Here is a 26583-nt window from a genome sequence, read left to right as displayed (position 1 = left end):
GCTTGACCGATCACGCCGTGCCGCCCTAAAGCCGCCTGATGAGCGAAACACCCACCGCAGTCAGCGCTGTCACCGCGTCGGCTGAAGGACAGATCGCGGCGGTGACTGCGGTCGACATCGCCGCGGCGACGGAACAGGCGCATGTGCTTGCCAAGGCGCTGCCATTCCTGCGCCGCTATGCCGGCGCGACGGTGGTGGTGAAATACGGCGGCCATGCGATGGGTGAGGAGCACCTGGCGAAGCAGTTCGGCAGCGATATCGCGCTGCTGAAGCAGGTTGGCATCAATCCCGTGGTGGTGCACGGCGGCGGCCCACAGATCAACATGATGCTGAAACGACTGGCCATCCAGTCCACCTTTATCGACGGGCTCCGGGTCACCGACGCGGCGATGGTGGAAGTGGTGGAGATGGTGCTCGCCGGCACGGTCAACAAATACGTGGCCGGGCTGATCACCCAGGCCGGGGCGCTTGCGGTCGGTGTCTGCGGCAAGGATGGCGGGATGATCCGAGCCCGCAAGCTGCAACGCAGCACGCTGGACCCGGACAGCCGGATCGAGCGCGTGCTGGACCTGGGCTTCGTCGGCGAACCGGTCGCGGTCGATGCGAGGGTGATCCATGCGCTGACCGGTGGCGGCCTGGTGCCGGTGATCGCCCCGGTCGGCATCGGCGCCGACGGACAGACCTACAACATCAACGCCGACACCGTCGCGGCGGCGGTGGCCGGGGCGCTGAATGCGACGCGTCTGCTGATGCTCACTGACGTGGCGGGGGTGCTCGACCGGGACAAAAGCCTGATTGCTTCGCTCAGCCTTGCCCAGGTCGAACAGCGGATCACCGACGGCACGATCACCGGGGGCATGATCCCGAAGGTGCAAAACTGCGTCGAAGCGGTGCGCCAGGGCGTCAAAGGCGCGGTCATATTGGACGGCCGTGTGCCACACGCCTGCCTGCTGGAGTTGTTCACCGAGGCTGGCCCCGGAACCCTGATCAAGCGTTAGTTTGGCGCCGCGCCAGGGCTATTCGGCGCGAGCCGGCGCGGTGTCCAGGCTTGCTGCGTCCGGTCCGGCAGGTCGAGAAACGTCAGATGCCAGTGCATCTCACTTTCCGACAGCGGGAAATCACCGTTCGCCATGGCCCGAAGCACCTTGTCCGGCGGCAGTTGCGCCAGAGCCACCTGCAAAGTGGCCGCGGTCTCGACCTTCAGACCGGCTTTCCACGCCAGGCTGACGATGCCTTTCGCGCTGCGCAGGGCACAGGCGCGATCGATCACGGCGGCCGGGACCTCGGCCTTGGCCGCAAGCATCGCCGCCGCTTCGGCGGTTGCATTGTGGCTCAGTGCGGACAGGATCGTCTCGTCGCTGACCCGGCCGGCTGCGTGCAACTTCTGCACCCTTGCCTGCATCAGGGCCCGGGTTTCGTCTGCCGCGATTTCCGAAGTCGCCCGAGGCCGCGGCGGTTTCAGCACCGAACGCAGCGACTGGGCGATCCTGGGGTCAAGGTCGGCGCGGGCGGACAGGGTTTCCAGCAAATGGCCGGATACGATCTCTGACAGCATGCGTTGAGCGCGCTGCGACAGATGCGGGCGGCGAACCAGCGGCGCTTGCCAGTCGGCACGTTCCTCGGACTGCGCCGCCAACGAATCCAGGGTGGCCTCGCGGATCTGCGCCGTCGGATTTGCCAGCAACGCGCCGATCGCCGCGACATCGGCATTGTCGACGATGGCATCGGACACGGTCTCGGCGATCCTCGGACGCCGAGCCACCGCCATCACGGTCGAAGCCGGCGGTCGGGCCGCGATCAGCGCCACCAGGTCTTCATCGGTCAGCATCGGCGAGAACCGGATCACCGGCTCACACACCATCACCACCGGGTCGTGCGCCAGCCGCAGGACGATGTCGCGCGGTCCGTCAGGTAGGTCCTTGACCGCCTCGGCGAGGCTGATCCGCACCCGCAGCGCCGCGTCCGCCACCATCGCCGTGAGGTTGGCGACCGCGTCGCGCTGCACGCGCTGGCGGTCGTCGTTGCTCAGGTTCGGGGTCAGCGTGGACAGTTTGCGGTTCAGGATGGCGCGCACCCGCGCGTCGGTATCCTCGGCCAGGATGGCGCTGACACATTCCGGCAGCGCGGGATTCAGCGCCAGGCTGGCTCGTACCGTCACCGACGGGTCGCTGGCCAGCATCCGGAGTACGTCGGGGCTGGTGCTAGCCGAGACGCTCTGGCGGACGCGGGTTGCCTCATCCGCGCTCATCAGTCGCCTTCCAGCAGTGACACGCGCCAATGACGCCGGCCACTGCGCTTCACTTCGTACATTGCCATATCGGCGCGCCGGGTGAGTTCCTCGATCGACTCATGGCTGCCGGCTCGGCGAGTGGCAATTCCGACCGAGACTCCAAGCTTGGGGAACGCCTCGGGCAGCAGGGCCTGCAACTCTTGCGGCGCAGTCTTGCAAAGGTAGTCGGCGCGTTCGGCCGCCGTCATGTGATCGGCACCGCTCAACCACACCGCGAATTCGTCGCCGCCCAGCCGAGTGATCAGGTCGAACGGCCGCACCAGCTTGCGCAAGACGTCGGCAAGTTGAACCAGGACCTCGTCGCCGACCCCATGGCCCAGGCGGTCGTTGACCAGCTTGAACGCGTCCATGTCGACGAACATCAGCGTTCCCGGCTCTTCCTGCCGATCCAGCCTGGCGATCTGGCGGCGCATTTCCTCAAGGAAGGCGCGGCGATTGAGCAGTCCGGTCAGCGGATCGGTCCGCGCCTGCAGGGTTATTTCCCGCTGCAGCGCCTCATGCTCCAGCACCATGCGGACGATGCAAACCGCCGCGCCGGCCAGTGCGATATCGTCCTGATCCCATTGACACGATCCAGCCGCCCGCCAGACGGCCAGACCGGCTGGCAGGCCGGAGCGGATGTCGCAGCCGATCGCCAGCACGCTGCGCCCATCGGGAGCGGTGACGCGGCTTGCCTTGGAACCGCTATTGGCCACGACCTTGGACGCCACCGGCAGCACCTCTGCCGCGCCGGCGCCGTATTCATGCAGTATACCGATCTCAGAACTGTTACAGACAGCGCCGATTGCTACGGCACCCTCGGCGCCCAATGCGTGCACCAAAGCCCCCAGCCCGGCGTCCATCATGGCATCGACTTCGGTCTCCCGCTTCACCTGCGTGAGGATGTAGTGCAGCACCTGCCCCCGCCGTAGCCGGCCGGCGACTTGCATCGACCCGATATCGGAGTCGGTCACGTCGATGCCGGCACCGCGGGCGCCGACGACTTGACCGGCGGCGTTCCGGAGGGGCACCGCCGAAATGCTCACCAGCGCCAGCCTGCCGTCGGCGCAGCACAGCCAGGCACGATGGCGGCGGATTTCGACTGCCGGGCAGAACGGATTGATTGTGGCGATTGTTGCATCATCGTCGATCAGACGGTCGGCGGATTGGCCGATCAGCGAACTCGACGGCCATCCCAGTACGGTGTCGGGGGTCATGAACACGAAATGACCCTGGGCATCGGTTTCAAACGCCAGATCGGTCGCCAAACCGACGAGGTGCCGCCAGCGTTGGCGGCTTTCCATCAGCGCGTCGCGTACAGGGTCGTGCGGGGCCTGTTGCGGCGAGGCCGGCGCCGGCGGATCGAGAAGCATTTCAGACATGCACGGCGCACCCCGAAGAGGCAGGCCGTGATCTAACAATCAAATGATTAACGAAAGGTTGCCGGCGGGGATTTTATGCGGTCGGCAGGTCAGACTCGAAAGCGCCGCGCCGGAGCGGGCGTTTACTGACCGGCTTCACATGCCAGCCGGCGGTTCAGCCGAGCGGCATGTGAGACGGGTTCGCGGCTCTACGCGTTAGCTGTTCTCAGGCACAATCCCGCAGCGCGGAACCCGCATGATCGGCGCTTTCGATCGGATATGATTGGACGTCTCCAACCATGACCTCGATCACGGCTGGCCCATGCTTGATCGGCAACGCGGCGTCGCCCGCGGTCCAACGCCAGATCGCGACCGAGTCGCCTTCGGCCGCCCACCACCCGTCGGTCAGCCGAGGATCGTCCATCGCGATCGTCTCGTGGTCCTGGCCGGTTTTGACCAACACCTGCCGCACCATTACGCCCAAGGAACGGCGATCCTCGATCCATGGCCGCAGCACCGACGGCTTCGCGGTCCGCGAGGACAGCCGCACGTCTCCCGCACTGCTCGGAACCATGAACGTGTATCGCCCACCGGCCCGATTGAGCGGGGCGATCCGCTTGCCGCCGGCGAGGATGCAAAGCTCCGGGTCGTCGGTTGTTTCGACCGACGCCGTGATCAGTCCGCGTGCCTCGGCTCGCTGCGCGATCGATCGCCAGATCGGCTCCACGCGCGCGGCGTCGCAGGCCAGCGGGGCGCACGACGCGGCTTCACGTCGTGCCTGGCCGCCAGGTCCGTTGAAGTCCGCGTGCATCAGCAGCGGTAGTCCGGCGTTCTGGAACGAAGCGCGGTTGCCGGTATCGAGGTAGCTTTCGGTGGCCAGACCCTCGGCCAGCAGCACGTCGTGCGCATCGAGCTCGACATGGAAGTATGTTACGGTGTCAACCTCACGCGCTTCGACGATCGTGGCTCCGTTGCGCAGCAGTCGGGCGGGGATCAGTTTGCCGTCGATGAAGATCGCATGATCGGGTGAGACCAGCAGGTCGTGACGCGGCGCGCCTTCGGCGATGGCATGAGCCTTGATGCGGATCGGGCAAACCGCGTCGGGATCGATATGACGTTGCACCTGAATGTGACGCCAGCCGATCCATTTCACCGGGCGTGTCATGCCGGTGGCAAGCAGCACCGTATCGCCTGGTTTCAGATCTTCCACCGCCACGGGCCCGGACGGTGTATCGATCCGGCTGCCCGCCGCGAAGCAGGTCGCCAGGATGTCGCTGCCGGCGAAGCTGAAACTCTGGTTCTGCGCTATGACCACGTTGAGGATTTCGGCGCTGCCGTCGGCAAGGTTGACGGTCAACTGGTCGTGCGAGGAATTGTAGTTGATCGACGAGATCTGCGCCGAGACGTCGATCGTGTCGCCGTTGGCAAACAGCGTGATCGGATCCAGGCTGCTGTTGGCCACGCCGGGATCGAAGATCAGCACCGAGTTGTTATCGCCGGGGCTGAACGCGATGACTCCCGAATGACCGCTGATGTTGCTGCCGAGCTCGATGGTGCCGCCGTCGCCGATATTCAACGCGGTCGGCGCGGTGGCGATGACGCCGTCCAGGGTGAGGTGACTGCTGCCTGAGGCGTCGAAATTGACCCCGGTGATCCCGGGGCTCTCGGTAACGGAGTCAAACGTTACCGTCTGCCCCGAGGCCTCACTGATGGTGGCGCCTCCGGTTACCGATACCGGACCGTAGCTGCCCGACGCGACCGTCGTATTCCCATTGATAATCAGTGCGGCCATGCTGCAACCCCCAGGGTTATACTCGGATGGTTATACAATAACGAACCTGCCGGCAGTCACCCGGCGAACAAGCGGGCTGTCGGCAACCCAGCCGACAACGCCAGAGCCACTGAACACGAAACATTCGCCCGCCGTGGGCCGAAGCCTGAAGAACCCTTGCGCGGCAGACGGCGCGGTCGATTTCGCACTGTCCGCGAGCATTGAAGTCTTCATTAGTTCAAGTCCCCGTCGGCCGTTTCGCAAAACTTATTAGGCCGCCGGAACTTGAAGTCAACCAATTATTGATTGCGTCGCGATGGCTCTTAACAGGACCTGGGTCTTCATTGGATGAATAAAGATATTTGACTGCCTTCGCTGGTTTTTCGACGTTGCTCTGGTCATCACTGGTGCCAAAACGATCGAATTCCCTCAGCCCACGATCCAGCGCCTCATTTATTACCCAGAACGTGTCAATTATTTTACGCTCTTGCCTATAAGGTCATGGTTTTATATTGATAGCGCGACGTCCGGCCGTGTTGTCCTGGTGAAATCCGTGGAGCTTTCGATTCTAGTTCTGATACCAGAACTTTGTGCTATGGTGCTGGTTCTAGATCGCTTCACGATGCATCGCCGACCGGCATCATCGGAGGACTCGGCACTTCGGTCGATAGTTTATAACGAGTAGTCCAAAAGTCCTGGGCGGCCCTGGACACATATCAACGCGAGGGCGCCGGCAGACCCCGGCGCGGAAGCCATGCCAAAAAACGCTTGGCGTTGTCGGTCGCTTCCTGCTCAACCGCATTACTGTCGCGCACGCAGTGTTCGGCAAAACCGTGAAGGCCCCAGCGCTGATACTGCATCACGTGGGTCAGTTCATGCGCCCAGACCTTCCAATCGCTCTCGGCGATACGCTCGTTCTTGAACAAGATGACGTCGCCCAACGTAATCGCCGTGGCGTCGCCGTAAGAGAATGCCAGCGCCGGCAGGGTCAGGGCATGCGACCGGCCGGCGGCAAATCGGCATGTCCGCAGCAGCGCCGACGGGAAAAACCCCAGCAACGCGCGGTAAATCCCGGCCGGAACTGGCCGTACCCCGTCGGCGATCGCCCGCTGGCGAGCATCATCGATCAGGCTGCCGAGCGCGCCGGCGGCGTAGTCAAGCAGACCAGGGGCAATAGCCGGCTGGGCCCGCGCTGGCAGGATCCTGGCAAGACCGGCTAACACGACAGGCTCCGGCGTCGACAAGGGATGTCAGAACACATAGGCGCAATGTCATAACATAAAGACGTCGAAACCCTGCCAGAATTGTGGCGAGATCAGGAAGATTTCGTCCTACACCCGCTCGCTGATGACGATGGCGACGCGGCAGCCGGCCTTGATGACACGCGACAGCAGCCGATATCCCGGCGCCTGCTCCGCGCCCTGCAACAGCCCGATGTCGCGGTGCTCCAACTCGTCGGCGCGAAACTTTTCCACGGCTTGGCGCAGCGCGGATTCTTCTGAACCTGACTCTTCGAGTTCGTCCAGTGTCTCCAACTGCGCAGTGTAGTGGTCGTCGATGGCTTCCTCGACCGCCACGGTGCAGGCCATGGCGGCGCGTTCGCCCAGCGCCGCCGTTACCGCGCCTAGGGCAAATCCCGCGATGTGCCAAAACGGCAGCATCGCCGTCGGGCGCACCCGGCGATCGGCGATCATGTCGTTGAAGGTGCGCAGATGAAGCTGCTCCTGGGACTGCATCTGGCGGATCACGTCGCCCTTGGCGCCGCGGCCCAGTACCGCCAGTTGGCCGGCGTAGATCCGCGTGGCGCCATATTCCCCGGCATGGTCCACCCGGATCATCCGTGCGGCCATCTGCTCGGCGGTCGGATCGCCTGGAAGTCCGATGCTCATCGTCTGCTCCTGCTGCGTGATAGCAAGATGGCCAGCAGCGCCGCGAATGCCAGGGCGAACACCAGGTTCATCGCCGCCATCGAAATCGGCACGTTCGGGATCAGAAAGCTTGGGTCATCGCAGGGTTTGGACGGGCGCGACGGCATCGAGGCCAACCGCTCGGCGATCGAACCGCCGCTGAGGTGCGGGGCGGCACATTCCGGCAACGGACTTGGCCACCAATGAAATTCGACCCCGACGTGCACCGCGGCAATGCCCGCGTCAGTGAACAGCGCGAACACCGCGACCACCAAGAGCAGCCGCGCCAGCCCAGGTGGAGCGAATGCCGCAAGCAGCCCGAGCACGATCACGAGCCGGTACGGCCAACGCTCCAGCAGACAAAGCGCGCAGGGCACCAGCTCGTCCCATACTTCTGACGCATGGGCCACGCCCAACGCCGCCGCGGCACCAAGGACGGTCACAACGGCAAGGGTTCGTGGTTGGGGACGAAGCCGCATGGTTCCGGTGTGCCCCCGCTGATCCCGCGATGCAAGTTGCCGCTACGCGCCGGTCGGCTTAGTTTGGACACTCCGGTGGGGAGAAAAATCGTGCAGCGGATCGTCTGGGGACGCAATACGTCAAGCAATGTGATGAAGGTGCTGTGGGGGCTGGGCGAGCTTGGTCTGGCGTTCGAGCGGATCGACGTCGGCGGTGCGTTCGGCAAGACGGACACGGCGGACTATCGCGCAATGAACCCGACCGGGCTGGTGCCGACGCTGCAGGAGGGCGATTTCACGTTGTGGGAGAGCAACGTCATCCTGCGCTATCTTGGCCAGGCGCACGCCTCGGGTTCGCCACTGTGGCCGACCGAGCCGCGTTTGCGCGCCGACATCGACCGCTGGATGGACGCTCAGCACAACGTACTGGGCCGGCCGATGACGGCGGTGTTCTGGGGTCTGGTTCGCACTCCGGCCGATAAGCGCGACCTAAAGGCAGTGGCGACGGCGATCGGCGAAGCCGCCCATGCGTGGCGCATGATCGACGCCAAGCTGGACCGTCACGACCACATCGCCGGTGCCGATTTCACGTTGTGCGATATTCCGTGGGGGGTGCATGCGCATCGCTGGTTCGGCATGGACTACCTAGGCCTGACCCGCCCCGAGATGCCGGCCTTGCGCGCGTGGTACGACCGCTTGAGCAGCCGGCCGGCGTTCCAACGATACGTCGCCGCGACACCGATTGTCTGACCTCTGACCCCTAAACCTGGGCGATCTCGCCAGGTGCGAAGGAACGCGTAACCCGGGCGTATTTCCACGGCTGCATCGATGTCTGCCGCATGCAAGCCGGAGCGGCGACGGAAACCTTATAAAGGAACCTAGTTTGAGCATCCCGCATTCCGCCGCCGGCTTGCAGCCAGGGACAGCGCGCCTGCCATTGCCGGCGGCGGTGGATCGGCACCGCATCGTCTGGCCGTACGCGATCACCGTCGTCGTCTATCATCTGCTCGCGCTGCTGGCATTGCTGCCCGGATTGTTTAGTTGGACCGGTGTCGCGCTGGCCGTCATTGGCCTCTATGTATTCGGCACCCTTGGCATCAACCTCTGCTTTCACCGCTTGCTGACACATCGCGGGCTGAACTGCCCGAAATGGCTGGAGCACGGTTTCGCCGTGCTCGGCGTGTGCTGCATGCAGGACACCCCGGCGCGCTGGGTGGCGGTACACCGGCGGCATCACGAACAGGCCGACCGGCGGGACGATCCGCACAGCCCGCTGGTGGCTTTTTTCTGGGGCCATGTCGGTTGGATGCTGGTGCACAACCGCGACCTGATCCGGCTCGGCATCTATGAACGTTACGCGAAAGATATCCTGCGCGATCCGTTCTACCGGCGGATGGAGCGTTCCGCCCTGTATCCGCTGATCATGCTCGGTTCATGGGCGGCGTTCTTCCTGGGCGGCCTGGCGATCGGACTGGTGTCCGGCAAGGGTGTGGCCCGGGCGGCCCAGTTCGGCGCCAGCCTGCTGATCTGGGGCGTGTTCGTTCGCACCGTCGTGGTCTGGCACATCACCTGGTCGGTCAATTCAGCATCGCATCTATGGGGTTACCGCAGCTATGAGACCGGCGAGCACAGCCGAAACAACTGGATTGTCGCGCTGATCTCGAATGGCGAGGGCTGGCACAACAACCACCATGCCGATCCGCGTTCGGCGCGGCATGGCCACCGGCCGTGGGAGATCGATGTCACTTTCGTGACCATCCGGATGTTGCAGTCGATCGGGCTGGCATCGGGCGTCGCAACGCCGGACAAGCGGACCATGGTGGCGCCCCCGATCGAGCAACCTGCCGAACCGTGACTGCGCCCGATCCCGCTGGCTGAGATGTCGCCGGTTGATTAGCTGTCGTTCGCCGGCTGGATGTCCACCATCAGTTCGTTGCCCAGTTGCTCCAGCCCTGCCCGCATCGCATCCACCGCCGCCGCGCTCGGCGCTCGCAGCAGCGCCGTGACCCGGAACAACGGCTCGCCGCTGAACGATCCGCTGACCACATCGGTGGTCAGCTCTTCGATATTGACCCCGCCGCCGGCCAGGATCTGGGCGATGTCGCGCACGATGCCGGGGCGATCGTTGCCTACCACCTCCAGCGACAGCCGCGGGTGCATTGTCGCCGCGGCCGCGGGGTCGGCCGCGACGTTGACCGGCGCGCGCCCCGGATTGCCGCCAGCGGCTTCCCCTGGCGCAGTTTGCGCGACAATCCGCAGGCCCTGGCTTTCAAGCCGGTGCAGATCATCGAGCAACGACTCGGGCGCCTCCACCAGCACGATGCCGACGAACTGACCGGCCAGTCGGGCCATGCGGCTTTCCAGCCAACTGCCGCCACGCGCGGCAACCGCCTCGGACAGTGCGCGCACCAGACCGGGGCGATCCGAACCAACGACAGTCAAGATCAATGTGGCCATGTTGGGTGCATCCGTTGTTGAAGGAACCAGGGCGAGGCCGACATAACGGCTGAGGGTCGCTCCGGCCAGCCCGGAGCGGACCATTAAGTGCCAAGGTTGTTGCAATCCCAGTCCTGACGTGGTTGTAACCCGCCGTTTCCGTGGAGAATGCGTTCCCGATGTCGAACTTCGTCTCCGGCCGCCATTTCCTGCAGACCCCCGGGCCGAGCAACCTGCCCGACCGGGTGCTGCGGGCGATGGATCGCAATGTGATCAACCACCGAGGCCCGGAGTTCGGCGCGCTTGGGCGCGATATTGTCGCCAAGCTGCGCGGCCTGTTCCAGACCGGGGCGGCGACCATCGGAATCTTCCCAGCCTCGGGCACCGGCGCCTGGGAGGCGGCCCTGGCCAACACGCTGGTGCCGGGCGATCGCATCCTGATCAGCCGCACCGGCCAATTCTCCCATCTGTGGGAGCAGATGGCGCTTCGCTTCGGCCTCGACGTCGTCAGCCTGGAGACCGATTGGCGGCGTGGCGCCGATCCGCTCGCCATCGGTGAAATCCTGCAAGAGGACCGCGAACGGCGCATCAAGGCGGTCTGCGCGGTGCATAGCGAGACCTCGACAAGCTGCATGACCGACATCGCCGCGGTGCGGCAGGCGATCAATCGGGCCGACCATCCAGCCCTGCTGATGGTGGATGCGATATCGTCGCTTGGCTGCGCCGAGTATCAGCATGACGGCTGGGCTGTCGATGTGACGATCGCCGGATCACAGAAGGGCCTGATGGTGCCCCCGGGCCTGTCGTTCACCGCGATCAGCGACAAGGCGCTGGCCGCGGCGCGCGCTGGCGGGTCGCGACGCAGTTATTGGGACTGGGAACCGCTGGTGACGTCCAACCGGACTGGCTTCTTCCCCTACACGCCGGCAATCAGCCTGCTCTACGCGCTGAACGAAGCGCTGGATATGCTGGCCGAGGAAGGTCTGCCGGCGGTGTTCGCCCGCCACGATCGCTATGCCCAGGCGACCCGGCTGGCCGCCGCTGCCTGGGGTCTGGAATTGCAATGCGCTGACCCGGCCGCCTATGCGCCGGGGGTGACGGCGATCCGCACGCCGCAAGGTCACAGCGCCGACAACCTGCGCAACGTGATCCTGGAGCGGTTCAACATGAGCCTCGGCAACGGCCTCGGCCGCATCGAGGACCGGGTGTTCCGCATTGGGCACATGGGCGACCTCGGCGTGCTGTCCCTTACCGGCGCGCTGACCGGGGTGGAGATGGGGCTGCGCGCGGCTGGTGTTCCGCACCGGGCCGGCGGCGTGCAGGCGGCAATGGAATTGCTCACCTCGGCGAACGCTTGAGGACGACCGCGATGCTGTGCCGGGGCGCCCAAGCCCGGCAATGATCCCGCGGCTGGGGCGGGGTGGCCTCGGCTGATGGGACGGGCGCTTGAAGTCTTTCTGGTGTTCCTGCGCCTTGGCTGCACCAGCTTCGGCGGCCCTATTGCCCACCTCGGCTACTTTCGTGCTGAATTGGTGGCCAAACGCCAATGGCTGAGCGAGGCGAGCTTCGCCGACATCGTCGCGATGTGCCAGGTCATGCCGGGACCGGCGTCATCGCAAACCGGCATGGCGATCGGTCTGATCCGAGGCGGTCCGATCGGCATGTTCGCCGCCTGGGTCGGGTTTACTCTGCCGTCCGCCGCGGCGATGACGCTATTCGCCTACGGCGTCGGCGGGATGGGTAGCCTGGCGCAGGCTGGCTGGCTGCGGGGGTTGAAGCTGGTGGCAGTGGCGGTCGTTGCCCAGGCGGTCTGGGGCATGGCGCGCAGCCTCGCACCCGATCGCGCCCGCGCCAGCGTCGCCGTTGCCGCCTGCCTGGTGTGCCTGGCAATCCCATCGTCGTTCGGCCAGATCGCCGCGATCCTGCTGGGTGCGATCATCGGCTTCACTGCTCTGCCTCGCGAATTGCCCGACACCGAGCCGGGGGTGAGCCTGGGCGTCCGCATTCCGATGCGAATTGCGGCGTCCTTGCTGCTGGCGTTCCTGATGCTGCTGTTCGCCTTGCCGTTGCTGGCGGAGACCTCGGGCGGACGGGTTCTGCGTCTGGTCGATGCGTTCTACCGGGCCGGGTCGCTGGTGTTTGGCGGCGGCCATGTCGTGCTGCCGCTGCTGCAGGCGACGGTGGTGCGGCCTGGGTGGGTTGGGCAGGATATGTTTCTGGCCGGGTATGGTGCCACCCAGGCGGTGCCGGGCCCGGTGTTCAGCTTTGCCGCGTTCCTCGGCGCGATCGAGGCCCCGGTTCCAAACGGCTGGGTTGGCGCGCTGGTGGCGACGGTATCGATCTTTGCCCCCTCGTTCCTGCTGGTCGGCGGCTTGCTGCCGTTCTGGGATACGCTGCGCCACCGAACCGGTGTCCGGGCCGCGCTGCGCGGCGTCAACGCAGCCGTCGTCGGCGTATTGCTGGCCGCGTTCTTTACCCCGATCTGGACCGGGGCGATGCATACATCGGCTGATTTTGGACTTGGGCTAGTGGCGTTCCTGTTGTTGACGCTCTGGGCCGTGCCGCCCTGGCTGGTGGTGCTGCTGGGGGCGGTCGGCGGCTGGGGCCTGGGATTGCTGGCTTAAACTTGTTACCGAATCAACCGGGCAGCCGCCGCCGCGGCCGCCGTTTGTCCCACAGCCGCAGGCCGCGCACCGCGAGATCGGCAACCGCGGGCAGCAGCCGGGGCTGCATCAGGTCGGGGTCGAAGGCGCTCATGCGGCGGGCGTTCTCGCGATAGCAGTCCTCGACGAAGCCCCGGAAACTGAAGCCGTCGAGGAACATATTGGCCTGCGTGATGGCAAAGTCGTGGCCGTCGTTCGGCTGCTGGCCGCGTCGCACCATGCCGAGCAGCCGGCGCCCGGCGCGGCCGTAGAACCAAGTTGATTTCAGCGCCCGGGTTAGCGCGATGTGGCCGCGACGCTTTTCGCGCCAGGCCATGTAGTTGATGAAGAAAACGATGTGCCGGGTCTCTTCGTACATCAGCACATCGAAGATCTCAAACATGCCCTCCGGCAGGAAGCCCGACAGCCGGGCCGTCTTGAAGGCGCCGAAGCCCAGGAACGCATCGAGGCATTCGCCGAACCCGAAATCGATGAAGGCGGTTTCGAGGTCGGCCGGAAACGCCTCCAGTGGCTGTTCGGTCGCATTCAGGCCATAACGGTCAATCAGCACGCGGATCAGCATGGCATGGCGGGTTTCCTCTACGCCTTGCAGGGCGACCGCTTCGCGCACCACGGGATCGCTCACATGAGGCGTAAATGCATCGACGATGGCTCCGGCGCGGCGCTCGGTGTGGTAAACCTCTTGCCAGAACGGCACGCCCCGCAGCCGCGCCAGTTCCGCTTCGTCGAGTTCCGGCCATGGCAGCGCCGCCGGATCGAACACCGTGTGGGTGTCGATGAACTGACGGCAAAACAGTTCCTTGTGGGCCTCGGATCCGGCTTCGATATTCATGCTTCAGCCCCGCTGCCGCAGATTGTCGTTGACCACCCGATGCCAAATGCCGAGCTTCGCGTCAACGCGCGGATCCACGCGCGCACTGCAGAAGGTGTACTGCCGTCCCCGAACGGCGGCTCGGGCGCGGCCCCCGGGGGGGCTGCGAGTCAGGGACTGAAGTCACCTCCAAGCCACCACGATTGTGCCATCGTGCAACAACCGAGGATGCTGCACGGCCGACGCAGCGAAGGAACAAGCAATGACGCCCATCGATGTCCTGATCTCCGGCGCAGGTCCGACCGGGCTTGCTCTCGCCCTTTGGCTTACCAAGCAAGGCGTGAAGGTGCGCATCATCGACAAGACCGAGGGTCCGGGCACGACCTCGCGTGCCGTCGCCGTTCAGGCCCGTACCCTGGAGCTCTACCGTCAACTGGACCTGACAGACGATGTCCTGGCGCAGGGGCGTAAGGTCCCCGCGATCAATCTCTGGGTCCAGGGCAAAAAGCAAACGCGAGTCTCATTCGATAACTTTGCGGCCGATCTTACTCCTTACGGACCGTTCACCTATGCCCAGGACCAGCACGAGCGGCTGCTTATTGAACGGCTTGAAGCGCTTGACGTCAGGGTCGAGCGGCAAACTGAATTGCAAAGCTTCAGCGATACCGGTGATCGGGTGACCGCCACGTTGCAGCGGGCAGATGGGCAACAGGAAACCTGCGACGCCGCTTATCTTGCAGGCTGTGACGGCGCCCGTTCGCTGGTTCGGCAGTCAATCGGCAGCGGCTTTCCGGGGGGCACCTATGACCAGGTGTTTTATGTGGCCGACGTCACGGCGGAAGGCCCGGCACTCGATGGCGAGCTGCATGTCGATCTGGACGAAGCCGACTTTCTCGCGGTTTTCCCGCTGGCCGGTCAAGGTCACGCGCGGCTGATCGGCACCGTGCGCGACGACCGCGCGGAGCATCCGGAGAACCTGAAGTTCGAGGATGTCAGCCAGCGTGCCATCGAGAACATGAAGGTTGAAGTGCGGCAGGTCCGTTGGTTTTCGACCTATCGCGTGCATCACCGGGTAACCGAGCATTTCCGCATGGGCCGGTGCTTTCTCCTGGGCGACGCCGCACATGTCCACAGCCCGGCCGGTGGTCAAGGGATGAACACCGGCCTTGGCGATGCCATCAATCTTGCCTGGAAACTGAAGGCGGTCCTGACCGAGGCGGCGTCCGACGCTCTTTTGGACACCTATCAGACGGAACGCCGCAGCTTCGCGCTGAAGTTGGTTGCCACCACCGACCGGGTGTTCAACTTCGCAACCGCCGAGGGGCGCGTCGCGGACTTCATCCGCACCCGGGTGGCACCGCTGATCATGCCCACGCTATTCCGGTTCGAAGCCGCCCGAGACTACGTCTTCAGCGCGGTATCGCAGATTGTCGTTGCCTACCGTGACAGCGCCATCAGCGCTGGGCGAGCCGGAAGCGTCCGGGGCGGCGACCGGCTGCCATGGGCACCAGTGCCTGATGTCGACAATTTCGCCACGTTCGACACCATAGGCTGGCAGATTCATGTCTATGGCATCGCCAGCCCAGCGCTTTGCGATTGGTGTCGGAGCCACGATGTCACGCTGCATGTGTTCGCTTGGCAGGAGGCATACGCCGCCGCCGGACTTGCACGGGACGCCGTCTACCTGCTTCGTCCCGATACCTACGTGGCGTTGGCGACCACCGATCAGGCCCCCGAACAACTGGAGGCCTACTTCGCTGCACATCGAATTTCACTGGTTCAGTAGGCCGTTTTCGCTGCGCGAATCTTGACCTTCGCCGATCAGTCCGGACGACGCTCGGAGCCGGCCGGCCGCGGTGCAAACGCCCCACGGGGCGACAGGTCCGCCAGTTCGGGCGTGGGTTCCTCGTATGGCACCGCGTCGACCATGGCTGACTGCATCGGCGGTGCGAGCTGTCCCGACCGCCCGGCCAGCAGCTTGCGCCAGAGGGAATAAAGGAACCCCCCTGCCCCAGCCGGCATCAGGAACATGACGGCGATCAGGATCACCCCATAAACCGCGCCCGGCGCCGCCTTTGACACCTTGTCGGCGAAATTCGGCACGAATTCGATGAAAGCGGCACCGATCAGCGTGCCGCCGATCGACGATACGCCGCCGACGATCAAGCCGACGAAGAGGAAAATCGACACCACCACGCTGAAACTGTCAGGCGCGACGAATTGCACTGCAATCGCGCCGAGGGATCCAGCTAAACCGGTGTACATCGCGCTCAGAGCAAAGGTGCGGGTCTTCACGATCGGCAGGTTGATACCCATCGCCTCGGCCGCCATCGCGTGGTCGCGGATCGCCATCATTGCGCGCCCCATGCGACCGCGCACCAGGTTCCAGGCCATCACATACAGCAACACCGCGACCGCCGCGGTGAACAGATACAGCCATTGGTCCGGCGACAAGGGCAGCCCGAACGGTGCGTCCGGCTTGTCGATCACCAGACCCTGCACCCCGCCGGTCCAGTCCTCGAACAGTTTGTATTTCAGGATTTGCGGGATCGCGGTGGCCAGAGCGAAGGTGGTCAGCGCCAAGTATAGGCCGCCCAGGCGCAACGCCGGCAGGCCCAGAAGGAATCCCACAACGGCGCACACCACCGCCGAGATCGGCAGCGTTGCCCAATACGGCACGTTCCACGATGCCATCAGGATGGCCGTAGTGTAGGCGCCGATCGCATAGAACGCGCCATGCCCGAGGGAGATCTGCCCGTTGAACCCGGTCAACAGCGCGAGGCCGAGAATGGCGATGGCATAGATCACCACCATCGTCAGTTGGAACAGATGGTAGTTGGTGAAGCTCAGCAAGGGCACCAGCACCCCGAGCAACACCAGGACGGAGACGATCCATAGGGTCCGCATCGTCATACCCGGCTGTACACGCGGCGGCCCAAGAGGCCGGTTGGCTTGATCGTCAAGACCGCCACGATGATGACCAGTGCCAGCGTCAGTTTCAGCTCGGTTCCCACCAGGTAGGCGCCCCCGAGATTCTCGATCACGCCGACCGCGAAGCCGCCTAGCACCGCGCCCAGGGGACTATCGATCCCGCCCAGAAGCGCGCCGGCAAACGCATAGAGCAGGATGCCGGACATCATGTTGGGATCCAGGAAGACCACCGGCGCCACCATGCATCCGGCGACCGCGCCGATCGCCGCCGCCAGGCCCCAGCCCAGCGCCAGCATCCAGCCGACGCGCACGCCGACCAGGCGGGAGGACGTCGGATTGAACGCCGCCGCCCGCATCGCCAGCCCCAGCCTGGTGTGGCGGAAGAACAGGTAGACCGCGATCAATACCAGCAGCGTGACGCAGGTGGAGCCCAGTTCGTGGCCCGACAGGAACCCGCCTAGCATCGGGTGGTCGGGGAACGGTGAGGGAAACTGCTTGATGGTATAGTCGAAAAACCAGCCGCTCATCGCGTTGATCACCAGCAGCAGTCCGATGAACACGCCAACCGAGGCCAGCACCGGTGCGTTCGCCAGTGGCCGCATCAGGATCCGCTCGATCGCCACGCCGATGGCGAAGGACAGCACGACGGCGAAAATGAACGCCACCCAGTAGGGAAAGCCGGCATTGATGAAGGTCAGCGCGATGTAGGTGGAGAATGTCGCCATCTCGCCTTGCGCGAAGTTCACGTGGTGGGTCGCCTGGTAGATCATCACCAGGGCCAGCGCCACGGAGGCGTAGATACCGCCGGTGGCGATGCCTGACATGATCTGGTGAATGACGCCCGCGAGCATCGTGCCTCCCTAATACCCGAGGTACGAGCGGCGGATGCCCTCGTCCTGGCTGATTTCGGCCGCCGACCCCGCCATCACGATGCGGCCGGTCTCCAGCACATAGGCGTGTTCGGCGAACTGCAGCGCCAGCGCCGCATTTTGCTCCACCAGCAGGATGCTGACGCCGGCATCCTGCTTGATGCGCGCCAGGATGCGGAAAATCTCCTGCACAATCAACGGCGCCAGGCCGAACGACGGCTCGTCCAGCAGCAATAGGCGGGGCCGTATCAACAGCGCGCGCACGATCGCCAGCATCTGCTGCTCGCCGCCGGACAGGGTACCCGCTTGTTGCTTGTAGCGCTCCTTGAGGCGGGGGAAGTATTCGAACATGTGGTCGAAATCGTCGGTCGTATGACGCGCCGGACGGCTGTAAGCGCCCAGCCGCATGTTCTCTTCGACCGTCATTTCCATGAACGTGCCGCGACCCTCGGGAACATGAGCCACACCGAGGCGGACGATGTCCTCGGTGGCCATGCCCTCGATACGCTTGCCGTCGAGCGTAATGTTGCCCCAGGTCCTGACCAGGCCGCAGATCGCCCGCAAAGTAGTGGTCTTGCCGGCGCCGTTGGCGCCCAGCAGCGCGGTGACGCCGCCTTGGGCGACGGCGAAATCGGTGCCATGAAGCACCCGGGTTTCACCATAGGCGGCATGGAGGCCGGAGGCCTCGAGCAGGTTGGTCACGCGCGCGTCCAGCCTGTCATGCAGTGGCAGCCGTAGCCCCCCATACGCCTCGGTTCCTGTGTTTATTGGCCTCTCGCAGGCAGATCAAAACTGACGAAGCAGACCAGTCGAGTCAACGGCTCAAATTGGGGCAATTCACCGGCGATGGCCGGTAATCGGCGCTGCATGCGGGTAACGTTCGCGGTAAGGCGGCCCGACGTCCAACGTGGCCGTTTTGTTGTCTGACGCTTTAACATTCTCCGTGCGCCTTCGTGGTTCTTCGTGAGCTCCGTGTTTGGAAATCAATCGAGCGAGTAAAGCCCGTTTCCTGACCGGTGCGGCAAGCGGCCATCCAGCGCAATCGTGCGCTGGTCAACCAGGGTCGTGCGGGCTGAGCGGGCCCCTGGATCAGCCCCATCGGTTACGGACGGAATAAACAGCTAGCGAAGGCGTGACCGGCGCCATGGTAGCGGCCAGGGCGGTGATCCTTATCGTAGGAACCTAAGCGACGACGTGAGGAAGCTTTCGATGCGCGCCCAGCCGGACACACCGCCGGACAGCCACGGACCTTCGCGTCGTCGACCGACGATCGGTCGGTTCGGCCGCCCCGCAGTCGTTCTGGCACCGCTGCTTCTCGCGGCCTGCCAGCCGGCGGTGCTGGATCCGCAGGGCCCGGTGGGCATGGCCGACAAGACCATCATGATCGATTCCCTGGCGATCATGCTCGCCATCGTCCTGCCGACGCTGGCGGCGACCTTTGGTGTCGCCTGGTGGTTCCGCGCCTCCAACACGCGATCCACCTATCTGCCGGATTTCGAGTATTCCGGCCGAATCGAAATGATCGTCTGGGGAATTCCGCTGCTGGTCATCATCCTGCTGGGCGGGGTCACCTGGATCGGGGCGCACGAACTCGATCCGGCCCAGCCGCTGGCGTCGAAGGCGCCGCCGCTTCAGGTCCAGGTGGTCTCGCTGGATTGGAAGTGGCTGTTCATCTACCCCGATCAGCGCATCGCCAGCGTCAACCAGCTTGTGGTCCCCGCCGGCGTGCCGATCCACTTCGTGCTGACCTCGGCCAGCGTCATGACCGCGTTCTTCATCCCTCAGCTTGGCAGCATGATCTATACGATGAACGGCATGACGACGAATTTGAACCTGGAGGCCGACGCACCGGGCACCTTTCATGGCCTGGCAAGCCATTTCAGCGGTGACGGTTTTTCCGACATGCACTTCGACGTGCGCGCGGTGCCGGCGGAGCAATTCTCCACCTGGGTCGACGCGACACGCAAAACCGGCCCGACGCTGGATTCCGCGACCTACACGGAGCTTGCCAAGCAGAGCATAAAGGTTGCGCCGTTCACCTATCACGCGGTCGATCCCGGACTGTTCCAACGGGTGGCGACACAACAACTGCCGCCCGGGCCGGGTCCGCAAACCGGATCACCCAGTCTCGATGTATCGTCAAGGTCGGAGAAGTGAACATGCTGGGCAAGCTGAGCTGGTCAGCGATTCCGCTCGACCAGCCGATCCCGATGGCCGCATCCACCGTGGTCGGCCTGGTGATCATCGGCGTGCTTGCGACGGTCGTGCTGAAGGGGTGGCTGCCCTATCTGTGGCGGGAATGGATCACTAGCGTCGATCACAAGCGTATCGGCGTCATGTACACCTTCCTCGCGATGGTGATGCTGCTGCGCGGTTTCAGCGACGCGATCATGATGCGATCGCAACAGGCTCTGGCATTCCGTTCGCCTGGCTATCTGCCGCCCGAACACTACGACCAGATCTTTTCCGCGCACGGCACGCTGATGATCTTCTTCGTCGCGATGCCGTTCGTCATCGGGCTGATGAATTTTGTCGTCCCGCTGCAGCTTGGTGTACGCGACGTGGCGTTCCCGACGCTCAACTCGGTCGGCTTCTGGCTGACCGCGACCGGGGCGCTGCTGATCAACCTTTCGCTGGTGATCGGCGAGTTCGCGCGCACCGGATGGCTGCCGTATCCGCCGCTGTCCGAGATCGCCTACTCGCCCGGAGTGGGTGTCGACTACTACCTGTGGTCGCTGGAGATCTCGGGCGTCGGCACCTTGCTGTCGGGGGTCAATCTGGTGACCACGCTGCTGAAGATGCACGCCCCCGGCATGAGATATATGCGGATGCCGATGTTCTGCTGGACGGCGCTGGCGTCCAACCTGTTGATCGTCGCCGCGTTCCCGATCCTGACCGCGACGCTGGCGATGCTGCTGCTCGACCGCTACCTCGGCTTCCATTTTTTCACTAACGCAGCCGGCGGCAACGTGATGATGTTCATGAACCTGATCTGGGCGTGGGGCCATCCCGAGGTCTACATCCTGATCCTGCCGGCGTTCGGCGTGTTTTCGGAAGTCATCGCGACGTTCTCGCGCAAGCCGCTGTTCGGCTATCGGTCGATGGTGATGGCGACGATGGCGATCTGCGTGCTCGCCTTTACTGTCTGGCTGCATCACTTCTTCACCATGGGCGCGGGCGGCGACGTCAATGCGATCTTCGGCATCGCCTCGATGATCATCGCGGTGCCGACGGGCGTGAAAGTGTTCAACTGGATATTCACCATGTACGGCGGCCGGGTGGTGTATTCCGCCCCCATCCTGTGGTCGCTGGGCTTCATGGTTACCTTCGTGATCGGCGGCATGACCGGGGTTCTGCTGGCCGTGCCGCCGGCCGACTTCATGCTGCACAACAGCCTGTTCCTGGTTGCCCACTTCCACAACGTGATCATCGGCGGCGTGCTGTTCGGATCGTTCGCCGGCTATAACTACTGGTTTCCAAAAGCCTTTGGCTTCCGGCTGCACGACGGGCTGGGCAAGGCTGCGTTCTGGTTCTGGCTGGTTGGCTTCTACGTGGCCTTCATGCCGCTTTACGTGCTTGGCCTGGAAGGGATGACCCGTCGGATGCAGCACTACGATGTCGCCGAATGGCACCCCTGGCTGATTATCGCGGCGGTCGGCGCCGCGCTGATCCTGTGCGGCATCATCCTGCAGATCGCCCAGCTCGTGGTCAGTATCCGCCACCGTGATGAGCTGCGTGACCTGACCGGCGACCCCTGGAACGGGCGTTCGCTGGAGTGGTCGACTTCGTCTCCGCCACCGGCGTTCAACTTCGCGGTGCTGCCGACCATCGAGGCGGAGGACTTCTACTGGGGCATCAAGCAGCGCGCGATCCGACAGGCGAAGCTGCGCGATGAGCCGGAATACACCGCGATCGAGATGCCGCGTAACAGCCCGACCGGTTTCATTTGCGCCTTCTTCGCCACCTTCACGGGGTTTGCGCTGATCTGGCATATCTGGTGGCTGGTTGGTGTGGGACTGCTCGGCGCTTTCGCCACCTTCGTGGTATTCGCGTGGCGCGATCAGGAAGAATACGTCATTTCCGCTGAGCAGGTGGCGCGCATCGACCGAGCCAACCGCCGCGCCCGCAGCGAGGCACTGTCCGGGCTGCGGGTGACCACATGAGCGCGTTCCAGGGAACGGCCGGCAGCAGCGACTCGCGGCGGACCGAGCGCGGCGGAGTGCCGGCGCACCCGATCAGCGGGCTTGCCTACAAGCGGATCGTCGTCGGCTACGGTTTCTGGGTTTTCCTGCTCAGCGACATCATCATGTTCTCCGCCTTCTTCGCCAGTTACGCGGTGCTGGTGGGGAACACCGCCGGCGGCCCGAGCGGCCACGACCTGTTCGATTTGCGCAACGTCGCGCTGGAGACCGCATGCCTGCTGCTGTCCAGCTTCACCTGCGGCATCGCCAGCATCGGCGCCCAGCGCCGCAACGGGCTCTGGTTCTTCGGCGCAATGGCGGTCACGTTCATCCTGGGGGCGGCCTTCCTCAGTATCGAGGTGCGCGAGTTCGCCGGCATGGTGGCAAAGGGCGCCGGCCCGACCCGCAGCGCCTTCCTGTCGGCATTCTTCACCCTGGTCGGCTGCCACGGGCTGCACGTCACCTGCGGTCTGCTGTGGCTGCTGACGATGATGGCACAGGTGTTCGCCAAAGGTTATCGGCCGGATATCCTGCGCCGCGTGCTTTGCTTCAGCCTGTTCTGGCATGCCCTCGATATCATCTGGGTTGCCTTGTTCACCGTGGTTTACCTGATGGGGGCCGGCCAATGAGCCACGCCGAAAACACCGAGCCGGAGAGCACGGACGTCGCGCCCGGCGGCCAAGAGGTTGAAGGCGTACTTCCCTACGTTATCGGGCTCGGTCTGGCGACCCTGCTGACCGTCGTGGCGTTCTTCATTTCCCACACCACGCTGGTCTGGGGACCCAGCATTCCGGTGGCTCTGTCGGTTCTGGCGATCGCGCAGATGGGTGTCCATCTGGTGTTCTTCCTGCACATCACCAGCGGCCCCGACAACGTCAACAACGTCATGGCGCTGGCGTTTGGGGTATTGATCGTGTTCCTGGTGATCGGCGGGTCTCTGTGGATCATGACGCACCTGAACCACAATATGATGCCGATGGATCAGATCATGCAGATGCAGCGCTGACGTCGGTTGCGTTCTGAACTTGGCGCTTTTGCTGACCCGTCTGTTCGGTAATGTCTAGGTTGCTTGGTGCCGGCAGAGGCGCCTCGCCCTGGTTAGTTGCTTCCAATCCGAACGTCCGGAGATGCCCCGCCGTGGCGTGCGGCGCTTGATTGGTCCACACCCGGGCGTGCGGGACGAACGAATCGTGAAGAAAAAATCATCAAACCGGCGCACCTCCGCCTCAATCCGGTCACTGTGCATACCCATATTCCGCAACGATTGAAATGCAGGAGTTAAAAGTCATGTTGCGCTTCAAGGCTCTTTTGATCGCCGCGCCGGTCGCGGCGGGGCTGCTAGCGGCGCCAGCGGCGCATGCCGATTGGCACGGCCATGGCGGCGGATATCACGGCGGCTGGCATGGCGGATATCATGGCGGCTATCACCGAGGCCCCGGCGTCGGCGGAGTTCTGCTCGGCCTTGGCGCCGCGGCGGTCGCTGGCGGGATTATTGCCTCACAGGCGTATGCGCCCCCGCCACCGGTGTATTACCCACCCCCGCCGGCCTACTACCCCCCGCCACCGGTGTACTATTCGGCTCCTCCGGGCTACTATCCCCCGCCAGGCTATTGAACCGGATGGCTGGGATAGCGGGAGCGGCGCAGGTTGCTATCGAAGGTTACCGCCGCGGCGACTGGGCGTCGCGCGCGGCGCCGGGCTGATCGCAATCGCGGCGCAGACTCAAAGGATCAGGCACCCCGGGAGGATGCGAAGATGGGCAGCCCCCTTACGCCGCATGAGCCGTGGCTGAAACAGGTCGTTGCCTAACGCATCGCGATGGAAACACTACCTCACCGCTCTGAGCTTTTCCGGATGACCTGACCCGCCAGCAGACGCATTCCCGCCTCGGCTGTCAGATGGGCAATTCGGCCGCCGACGATGGTTGCAACCGCCCGCGACGTCGCCGAATCGGCCAGCACCAGATCGGCGCGCTTCCCGGCCGCGATCGTCCCGCGGTCCGTCAACCCCGCAGCCCGCGCCGGATTTTCCGAGATCAACCCCCAGACGTGCTCCAAGTCCAGCGCCCCGCGGTCAGCCAGGATAAACGCCGCCCTTATCATCGCCGGATAGTAATAGTCCGACGTCAGCACGGTGCAGACGCCCGCCTCGGCAAGGCGTGCGGCCGAAGCCCATCCCAGGTGCGATCCGCCCCGGACCACGTTCGGGCAGCCCATGACAACGAAGTCGCCGGCCTCGACCGCAGCCCGTCCGACGTCCTCGGCCATTGGAAATTCACAGATCCTGGCTCCAAGTTCTCGAAAACCGTTGCGCGCCGCGATGCTGTCATCGTCATGGCTCGCCATCGGCAACCCCGCCGTCCGCGCCGCCGTTGCAATCCGGTCCAGACCGGCGGGAACCGCATCGGCACGTGACGCGATGGTATCCACCATGGTGCTGAACGCCTCCATTTTCATCCCGGCGCGGCCGCTGTACTTCGCACCCTCGATCGGGTCCTTGAGCTTTCGCAAGATCGACGGCGTGTGGTCGTTGAACGCCAGCAGGTGTACGCGCCCAGCTTCGATGTCGGCGACCGCGGTTTCCAGCGCGTCGAGATTATAGGCCTCCCACCGCAGATGCACCCGCATGTCGCAGGTCCACGACCCGGCATCGAGCGCCGCCAGCAAGGCGCGCCACGCGGTCAGGCTGCGCAACCCGGGTTCCCACGACAGGGTCACGCCGTGGAACGCCGTGGTGATGCCGTTGGCCAGAAGTTGTGATTCGGTATCCCGCAGCGCCAGCTCGGTCGGGAAATTCACACCCGGCCTGGGCTGAATCTGACGCTCGAAGGCGTCGCCATGCAGATCGACGATCCCGGGCAGCACCAGCAACCCGGTGGCGTCAAGCTGCTGGCCGCCGCCGCCCAGGCCCGTCTCGCCGACCCGGTCGATCAGCCCGTCGGCGATCGCCAGGTCGGTCTTTACCGGCCCGTCGGACGCCAGCAGAACCGTTCCACCTGCAATACTTAAGTCATGCATTTGTATAGACCTTCATGGTTCGAAGACGATCTGAACCCGTGGTGTCGGATAGCACCCCGTGGTGAACTCAATGATCGAGCCGGCATGATCCACGTTGATATTTTCGGTGACCAATACAGGGCGGTTGCGCGCCATGCGCAGCAGATCCGCCTCGGTCTGGGTCGGCAACCTGGCGGTCACCCGGGTCTGCTGGCGAAGGTAGTCGTCAACACCGACAGCGCGCAGCGCCTCGGTAATACGCGGCGTCGCCTGCAATGCCTGCAACATGCCCTTTAGCCGCAAGGAAGGGAAAAAGTGCCTGGCGAGACTGACCGGGCGGTCATCGGCGAAACCGAGACGTTCCAGCACCACGACCCGGCTGCCGCCGCGCACCCCGAGGCCGGCGGCGACCCGCGCATCGGCGGGAATCTCGCGCAACTGGCGAACGATGCCCGAGGGTTCCTTGTTATGCTTGCGGATCCATTCCGCGAAGCGGGTGCGCGGTTCGACATTGTACTCCAGCACGTCCTCGGCGACGAACGACCCGCGGCCCTGCTCCACCCGCACCAGCCCGTCACGCGACAGCTCCTCCAGCGCCCGTCGCACGGTGTGGCGATTGACACCGAACTGGGCCGACAGCGCCGCTTCGGTCGGCAGTTGCGCACCTGGTTTCAGGCCGCCGGACGCGATGTCGGCCTGCAGTTTGCCGACGATCTGACGCCACAGCGCAATCCCGTCCTGCCGATAGACCGGACGGATCATCAGGTTATCCATATCGGCGGGCGCGTTCATCGATGTTTCATCCATTCCGCGAACATGCAATGGCACATTCGAGGTTGACGCTAGCCCGGCAGACGTATACCTGTCTAGACATCTAAACAAGACCCTCAGGCATGAACGACTTTGTCTCCACCGACCACCCCTGCCCTGCTCGCCGCCGCTGGATGGCCACGCTGGCGCGTGCAACCGCGGATCGTATCGCCGCCCTGCTGGAGGAGTGCGCAAAACTCCCCGGCTACGCCATCATCCGCGGCCCTGAAGCCGGGCTGGTGATGGCCCGCGGCCGAACCGGCGGCGGCGGATCGGCGTTCAACCTGGGAGAGATTTCGGTGACGCGGTGCACGGTTCGAACCGATGCCGGATTCGTCGGCCACGCATACGTCGCTGGGCGGGAAGAGCGGCGTGCCGAACTCGCCGCCGTGGTCGATGCGCTGATGCAGGATCAGGCTTGGACGGCGGATGTCGAAGCCCGCGTCATCGCCCCATTGCACCGCGAACAAGCAGAACTTGCGGCAACTCGCGCGGCAAAGGCGGCGGCGACCCGGGTGCAGTTCTTCGCCATGCAGACGATGCGCACATGAGCAACGATCTGTCTCCTGGTTTCGCCGATCCCGTTGCCGCTGCACAGGGGTGTTTTCGCGCCGTGCTCGATGCAATGGCAAGGCCTGGCACGCCGCACGCCGTCAGCGGCGTGACCGCTCCGGCACCGTTATGCGACGCGGCGGCCGCGGTCGTGTTGACGCTCGCCGATCATGAGACTCCGCTGTGGCTTGACTCCATCGTTACCAAGCTGCGCACCTGGATTTCGTTTCACACCGGCGCGCCGATCGTTTCGCCTGCACAGGCGACGTTCGCGATCGGATCGACGCTGCCCGATCTGACGATTTTTTCGGATGGTTCCGATGATATGCCGGAAACCTCGGCAACGATCATCCTGCAGGTCACATCGCTGACCGCCGGCCGACGCTATCTGATCGAAGGTCCCGGATTGTTTGCACCCGGAGTGCTGGTCATCGACGGCCTGCCCGGCGATTTCGCTGCCATCTGGCAACGCAATCACGCTTTGTATCCGCGCGGCATCGACCTGATCCTATGCGCCGGCGATCGACTTACCGCGCTACCCCGCAGCATCAGCATCCAGGAAGCCTGA

Annotated in this window: 26 protein-coding genes; 13 read left to right on the top strand and 13 right to left on the bottom strand. The window is 64.4% G+C overall.

Annotation, left to right across the window (positions count from 1 at the left end):
* Positions 1-35: 35 nt before the first annotated feature.
* Positions 36-998 (top strand): acetylglutamate kinase, encoded by a 963-nt coding sequence (argB, locus tag ACQY4T_RS15420; protein ID WP_428542894.1) that lies wholly within the window; start codon positions 36-38, stop codon positions 996-998.
* Here the strand turns inward: argB and ACQY4T_RS15415 are convergent.
* The 6 genes from ACQY4T_RS15415 to ACQY4T_RS15390 all read right to left on the bottom strand — a co-directional run bounded on the left by ACQY4T_RS15415 (position 995) and on the right by ACQY4T_RS15390 (position 7787).
* Positions 995-2248, bottom strand: a complete 1254-nt coding sequence (locus tag ACQY4T_RS15415) for a DUF2336 domain-containing protein (RefSeq protein ID WP_428532145.1) — start codon at positions 2246-2248, stop codon at positions 995-997. The genes argB and ACQY4T_RS15415 overlap by 4 nt on opposite strands.
* Positions 2248-3651, bottom strand: a complete 1404-nt coding sequence (locus ACQY4T_RS15410; RefSeq protein ID WP_428532142.1) for a diguanylate cyclase — start codon at positions 3649-3651, stop codon at positions 2248-2250. The genes ACQY4T_RS15415 and ACQY4T_RS15410 overlap by 1 nt, the downstream gene beginning before the upstream one ends.
* Before the next feature lie 205 nt (positions 3652-3856).
* The gene (locus ACQY4T_RS15405; protein WP_428532139.1) at positions 3857-5422 is read right to left on the bottom strand and encodes a Hint domain-containing protein; all 1566 of its coding nucleotides are present in this window, start codon (positions 5420-5422) and stop codon (positions 3857-3859) included.
* Between the two features lie 695 nt (positions 5423-6117).
* A complete protein-coding gene (locus ACQY4T_RS15400) occupies positions 6118-6624 on the bottom strand; it encodes an eCIS core domain-containing protein (protein WP_428532136.1) in 507 nt (168 codons plus the stop codon).
* A gap of 108 nt (positions 6625-6732) precedes the next feature.
* A complete protein-coding gene (locus tag ACQY4T_RS15395; RefSeq protein WP_428532133.1) occupies positions 6733-7290 on the bottom strand; it encodes a demethoxyubiquinone hydroxylase family protein in 558 nt (185 codons plus the stop codon).
* Positions 7287-7787 (bottom strand): disulfide bond formation protein B, encoded by a 501-nt coding sequence (locus tag ACQY4T_RS15390; RefSeq protein WP_428532130.1) that lies wholly within the window; start codon positions 7785-7787, stop codon positions 7287-7289. The genes ACQY4T_RS15395 and ACQY4T_RS15390 overlap by 4 nt, the downstream gene beginning before the upstream one ends.
* 90 nt (positions 7788-7877) lie before the next feature.
* Between ACQY4T_RS15390 and ACQY4T_RS15385 the strand changes: the two genes are divergently transcribed.
* Both ACQY4T_RS15385 and ACQY4T_RS15380 read left to right on the top strand, forming a co-directional pair.
* Positions 7878-8516 (top strand): glutathione S-transferase family protein, encoded by a 639-nt coding sequence (locus ACQY4T_RS15385; protein ID WP_428532127.1) that lies wholly within the window; start codon positions 7878-7880, stop codon positions 8514-8516.
* A gap of 133 nt (positions 8517-8649) precedes the next feature.
* The gene (locus tag ACQY4T_RS15380; protein WP_428532124.1) at positions 8650-9621 is read left to right on the top strand and encodes an acyl-CoA desaturase; all 972 of its coding nucleotides are present in this window, start codon (positions 8650-8652) and stop codon (positions 9619-9621) included.
* Between the two features lie 38 nt (positions 9622-9659).
* Here the strand turns inward: ACQY4T_RS15380 and ACQY4T_RS15375 are convergent, their stop codons facing one another.
* Entirely contained in the window at positions 9660-10223 is a 564-nt protein-coding gene (locus tag ACQY4T_RS15375; protein WP_428532121.1) for a glycine cleavage system protein R, read from the bottom strand.
* Positions 10224-10381: 158 nt separating this feature from the next.
* Between ACQY4T_RS15375 and ACQY4T_RS15370 the strand changes: the two genes are divergently transcribed.
* Complete coding sequence (locus ACQY4T_RS15370; protein WP_428532118.1) at positions 10382-11560, top strand: pyridoxal-phosphate-dependent aminotransferase family protein; 1179 nt, start codon at positions 10382-10384, stop codon at positions 11558-11560.
* Positions 11561-11635: 75 nt separating this feature from the next.
* Positions 11636-12826: a chromate efflux transporter gene (chrA, locus tag ACQY4T_RS15365; RefSeq protein ID WP_428532115.1), complete on the top strand. Its 1191-nt coding sequence runs from the start codon at positions 11636-11638 to the stop codon at positions 12824-12826.
* A 13-nt stretch (positions 12827-12839) separates the two neighbouring features.
* Here the strand turns inward: chrA and ACQY4T_RS15360 are convergent, their stop codons facing one another.
* Positions 12840-13697 carry a hypothetical protein gene (locus ACQY4T_RS15360; protein ID WP_428532112.1) on the bottom strand — a complete coding sequence of 286 codons (858 nt, stop codon included), beginning with the start codon at positions 13695-13697 and terminating at the stop codon, positions 12840-12842.
* Positions 13698-13938: 241 nt separating this feature from the next.
* Here ACQY4T_RS15360 and ACQY4T_RS15355 point away from each other — a divergent pair, with 241 nt between their 5' ends.
* Entirely contained in the window at positions 13939-15462 is a 1524-nt protein-coding gene (locus ACQY4T_RS15355; protein ID WP_428532109.1) for an FAD-dependent monooxygenase, read from the top strand.
* Positions 15463-15497: 35 nt separating this feature from the next.
* On the opposite strand, the gene ACQY4T_RS15350 is transcribed toward ACQY4T_RS15355, so the two are convergent.
* Genes ACQY4T_RS15350 through ACQY4T_RS15340 form a run of 3 tightly spaced genes read right to left on the bottom strand, consistent with a single transcriptional unit; the run spans position 15498 to position 18178 of the window.
* On the bottom strand, positions 15498-16583 hold the full coding sequence (locus ACQY4T_RS15350; protein WP_428532106.1) for a branched-chain amino acid ABC transporter permease: 1086 nt from the start codon (positions 16581-16583) through the stop codon (positions 15498-15500).
* 2 nt (positions 16584-16585) lie between these two features.
* Complete coding sequence (locus ACQY4T_RS15345) at positions 16586-17458, bottom strand: branched-chain amino acid ABC transporter permease (RefSeq protein ID WP_428532103.1); 873 nt, start codon at positions 17456-17458, stop codon at positions 16586-16588.
* 9 nt (positions 17459-17467) lie between these two features.
* Positions 17468-18178, bottom strand: coding sequence for an ABC transporter ATP-binding protein (locus ACQY4T_RS15340; RefSeq protein WP_428532100.1), 711 nt, complete (start codon positions 18176-18178; stop codon positions 17468-17470).
* A gap of 507 nt (positions 18179-18685) precedes the next feature.
* Here ACQY4T_RS15340 and cyoA point away from each other — a divergent pair.
* The 5 genes from cyoA to ACQY4T_RS15315 all read left to right on the top strand — a co-directional run bounded on the left by cyoA (position 18686) and on the right by ACQY4T_RS15315 (position 23271).
* Positions 18686-19633, top strand: coding sequence for a ubiquinol oxidase subunit II (cyoA, locus tag ACQY4T_RS15335; RefSeq protein WP_428532097.1), 948 nt, complete (start codon positions 18686-18688; stop codon positions 19631-19633).
* 2 nt (positions 19634-19635) lie between these two features.
* Positions 19636-21639, top strand: coding sequence for a cytochrome o ubiquinol oxidase subunit I (cyoB, locus tag ACQY4T_RS15330; RefSeq protein WP_428532094.1), 2004 nt, complete (start codon positions 19636-19638; stop codon positions 21637-21639).
* Complete coding sequence (gene cyoC, locus ACQY4T_RS15325) at positions 21636-22286, top strand: cytochrome o ubiquinol oxidase subunit III (protein WP_428532091.1); 651 nt, start codon at positions 21636-21638, stop codon at positions 22284-22286. The genes cyoB and cyoC overlap by 4 nt, the downstream gene beginning before the upstream one ends.
* A complete protein-coding gene (cyoD, locus tag ACQY4T_RS15320; protein WP_428532088.1) occupies positions 22283-22663 on the top strand; it encodes a cytochrome o ubiquinol oxidase subunit IV in 381 nt (126 codons plus the stop codon). Before cyoC ends, cyoD begins: the two co-directional genes overlap by 4 nt.
* Before the next feature lie 281 nt (positions 22664-22944).
* Positions 22945-23271 (top strand): hypothetical protein, encoded by a 327-nt coding sequence (locus ACQY4T_RS15315; RefSeq protein WP_428532085.1) that lies wholly within the window; start codon positions 22945-22947, stop codon positions 23269-23271.
* Between the two features lie 218 nt (positions 23272-23489).
* Here the strand turns inward: ACQY4T_RS15315 and ACQY4T_RS15310 are convergent, their stop codons facing one another.
* Positions 23490-24674: an alpha-D-ribose 1-methylphosphonate 5-triphosphate diphosphatase gene (locus tag ACQY4T_RS15310; RefSeq protein WP_428532082.1), complete on the bottom strand. Its 1185-nt coding sequence runs from the start codon at positions 24672-24674 to the stop codon at positions 23490-23492.
* 12 nt (positions 24675-24686) lie between these two features.
* On the bottom strand, positions 24687-25445 hold the full coding sequence (gene phnF / locus ACQY4T_RS15305; RefSeq protein WP_428532079.1) for a phosphonate metabolism transcriptional regulator PhnF: 759 nt from the start codon (positions 25443-25445) through the stop codon (positions 24687-24689).
* Between the two features lie 101 nt (positions 25446-25546).
* On the opposite strand from phnF, the gene phnG reads away from it, so the two are divergent.
* Together phnG and phnH are read left to right on the top strand one after the other, a co-directional pair.
* Entirely contained in the window at positions 25547-26014 is a 468-nt protein-coding gene (gene phnG / locus ACQY4T_RS15300; RefSeq protein ID WP_428532076.1) for a phosphonate C-P lyase system protein PhnG, read from the top strand.
* A complete protein-coding gene (gene phnH, locus ACQY4T_RS15295) occupies positions 26011-26583 on the top strand; it encodes a phosphonate C-P lyase system protein PhnH (protein ID WP_428532073.1) in 573 nt (190 codons plus the stop codon). The genes phnG and phnH overlap by 4 nt, the downstream gene beginning before the upstream one ends.

Origin of the sequence: Rhodopila sp. (assembly GCF_965277825.1) — a bacterium.
GTDB lineage: Bacteria > Pseudomonadota > Alphaproteobacteria > Acetobacterales > Acetobacteraceae > Rhodopila.
The sequence above is the reverse complement of the archived record's forward strand: the minus strand, read 5'-3'. Positions and strand labels throughout refer to the sequence as shown.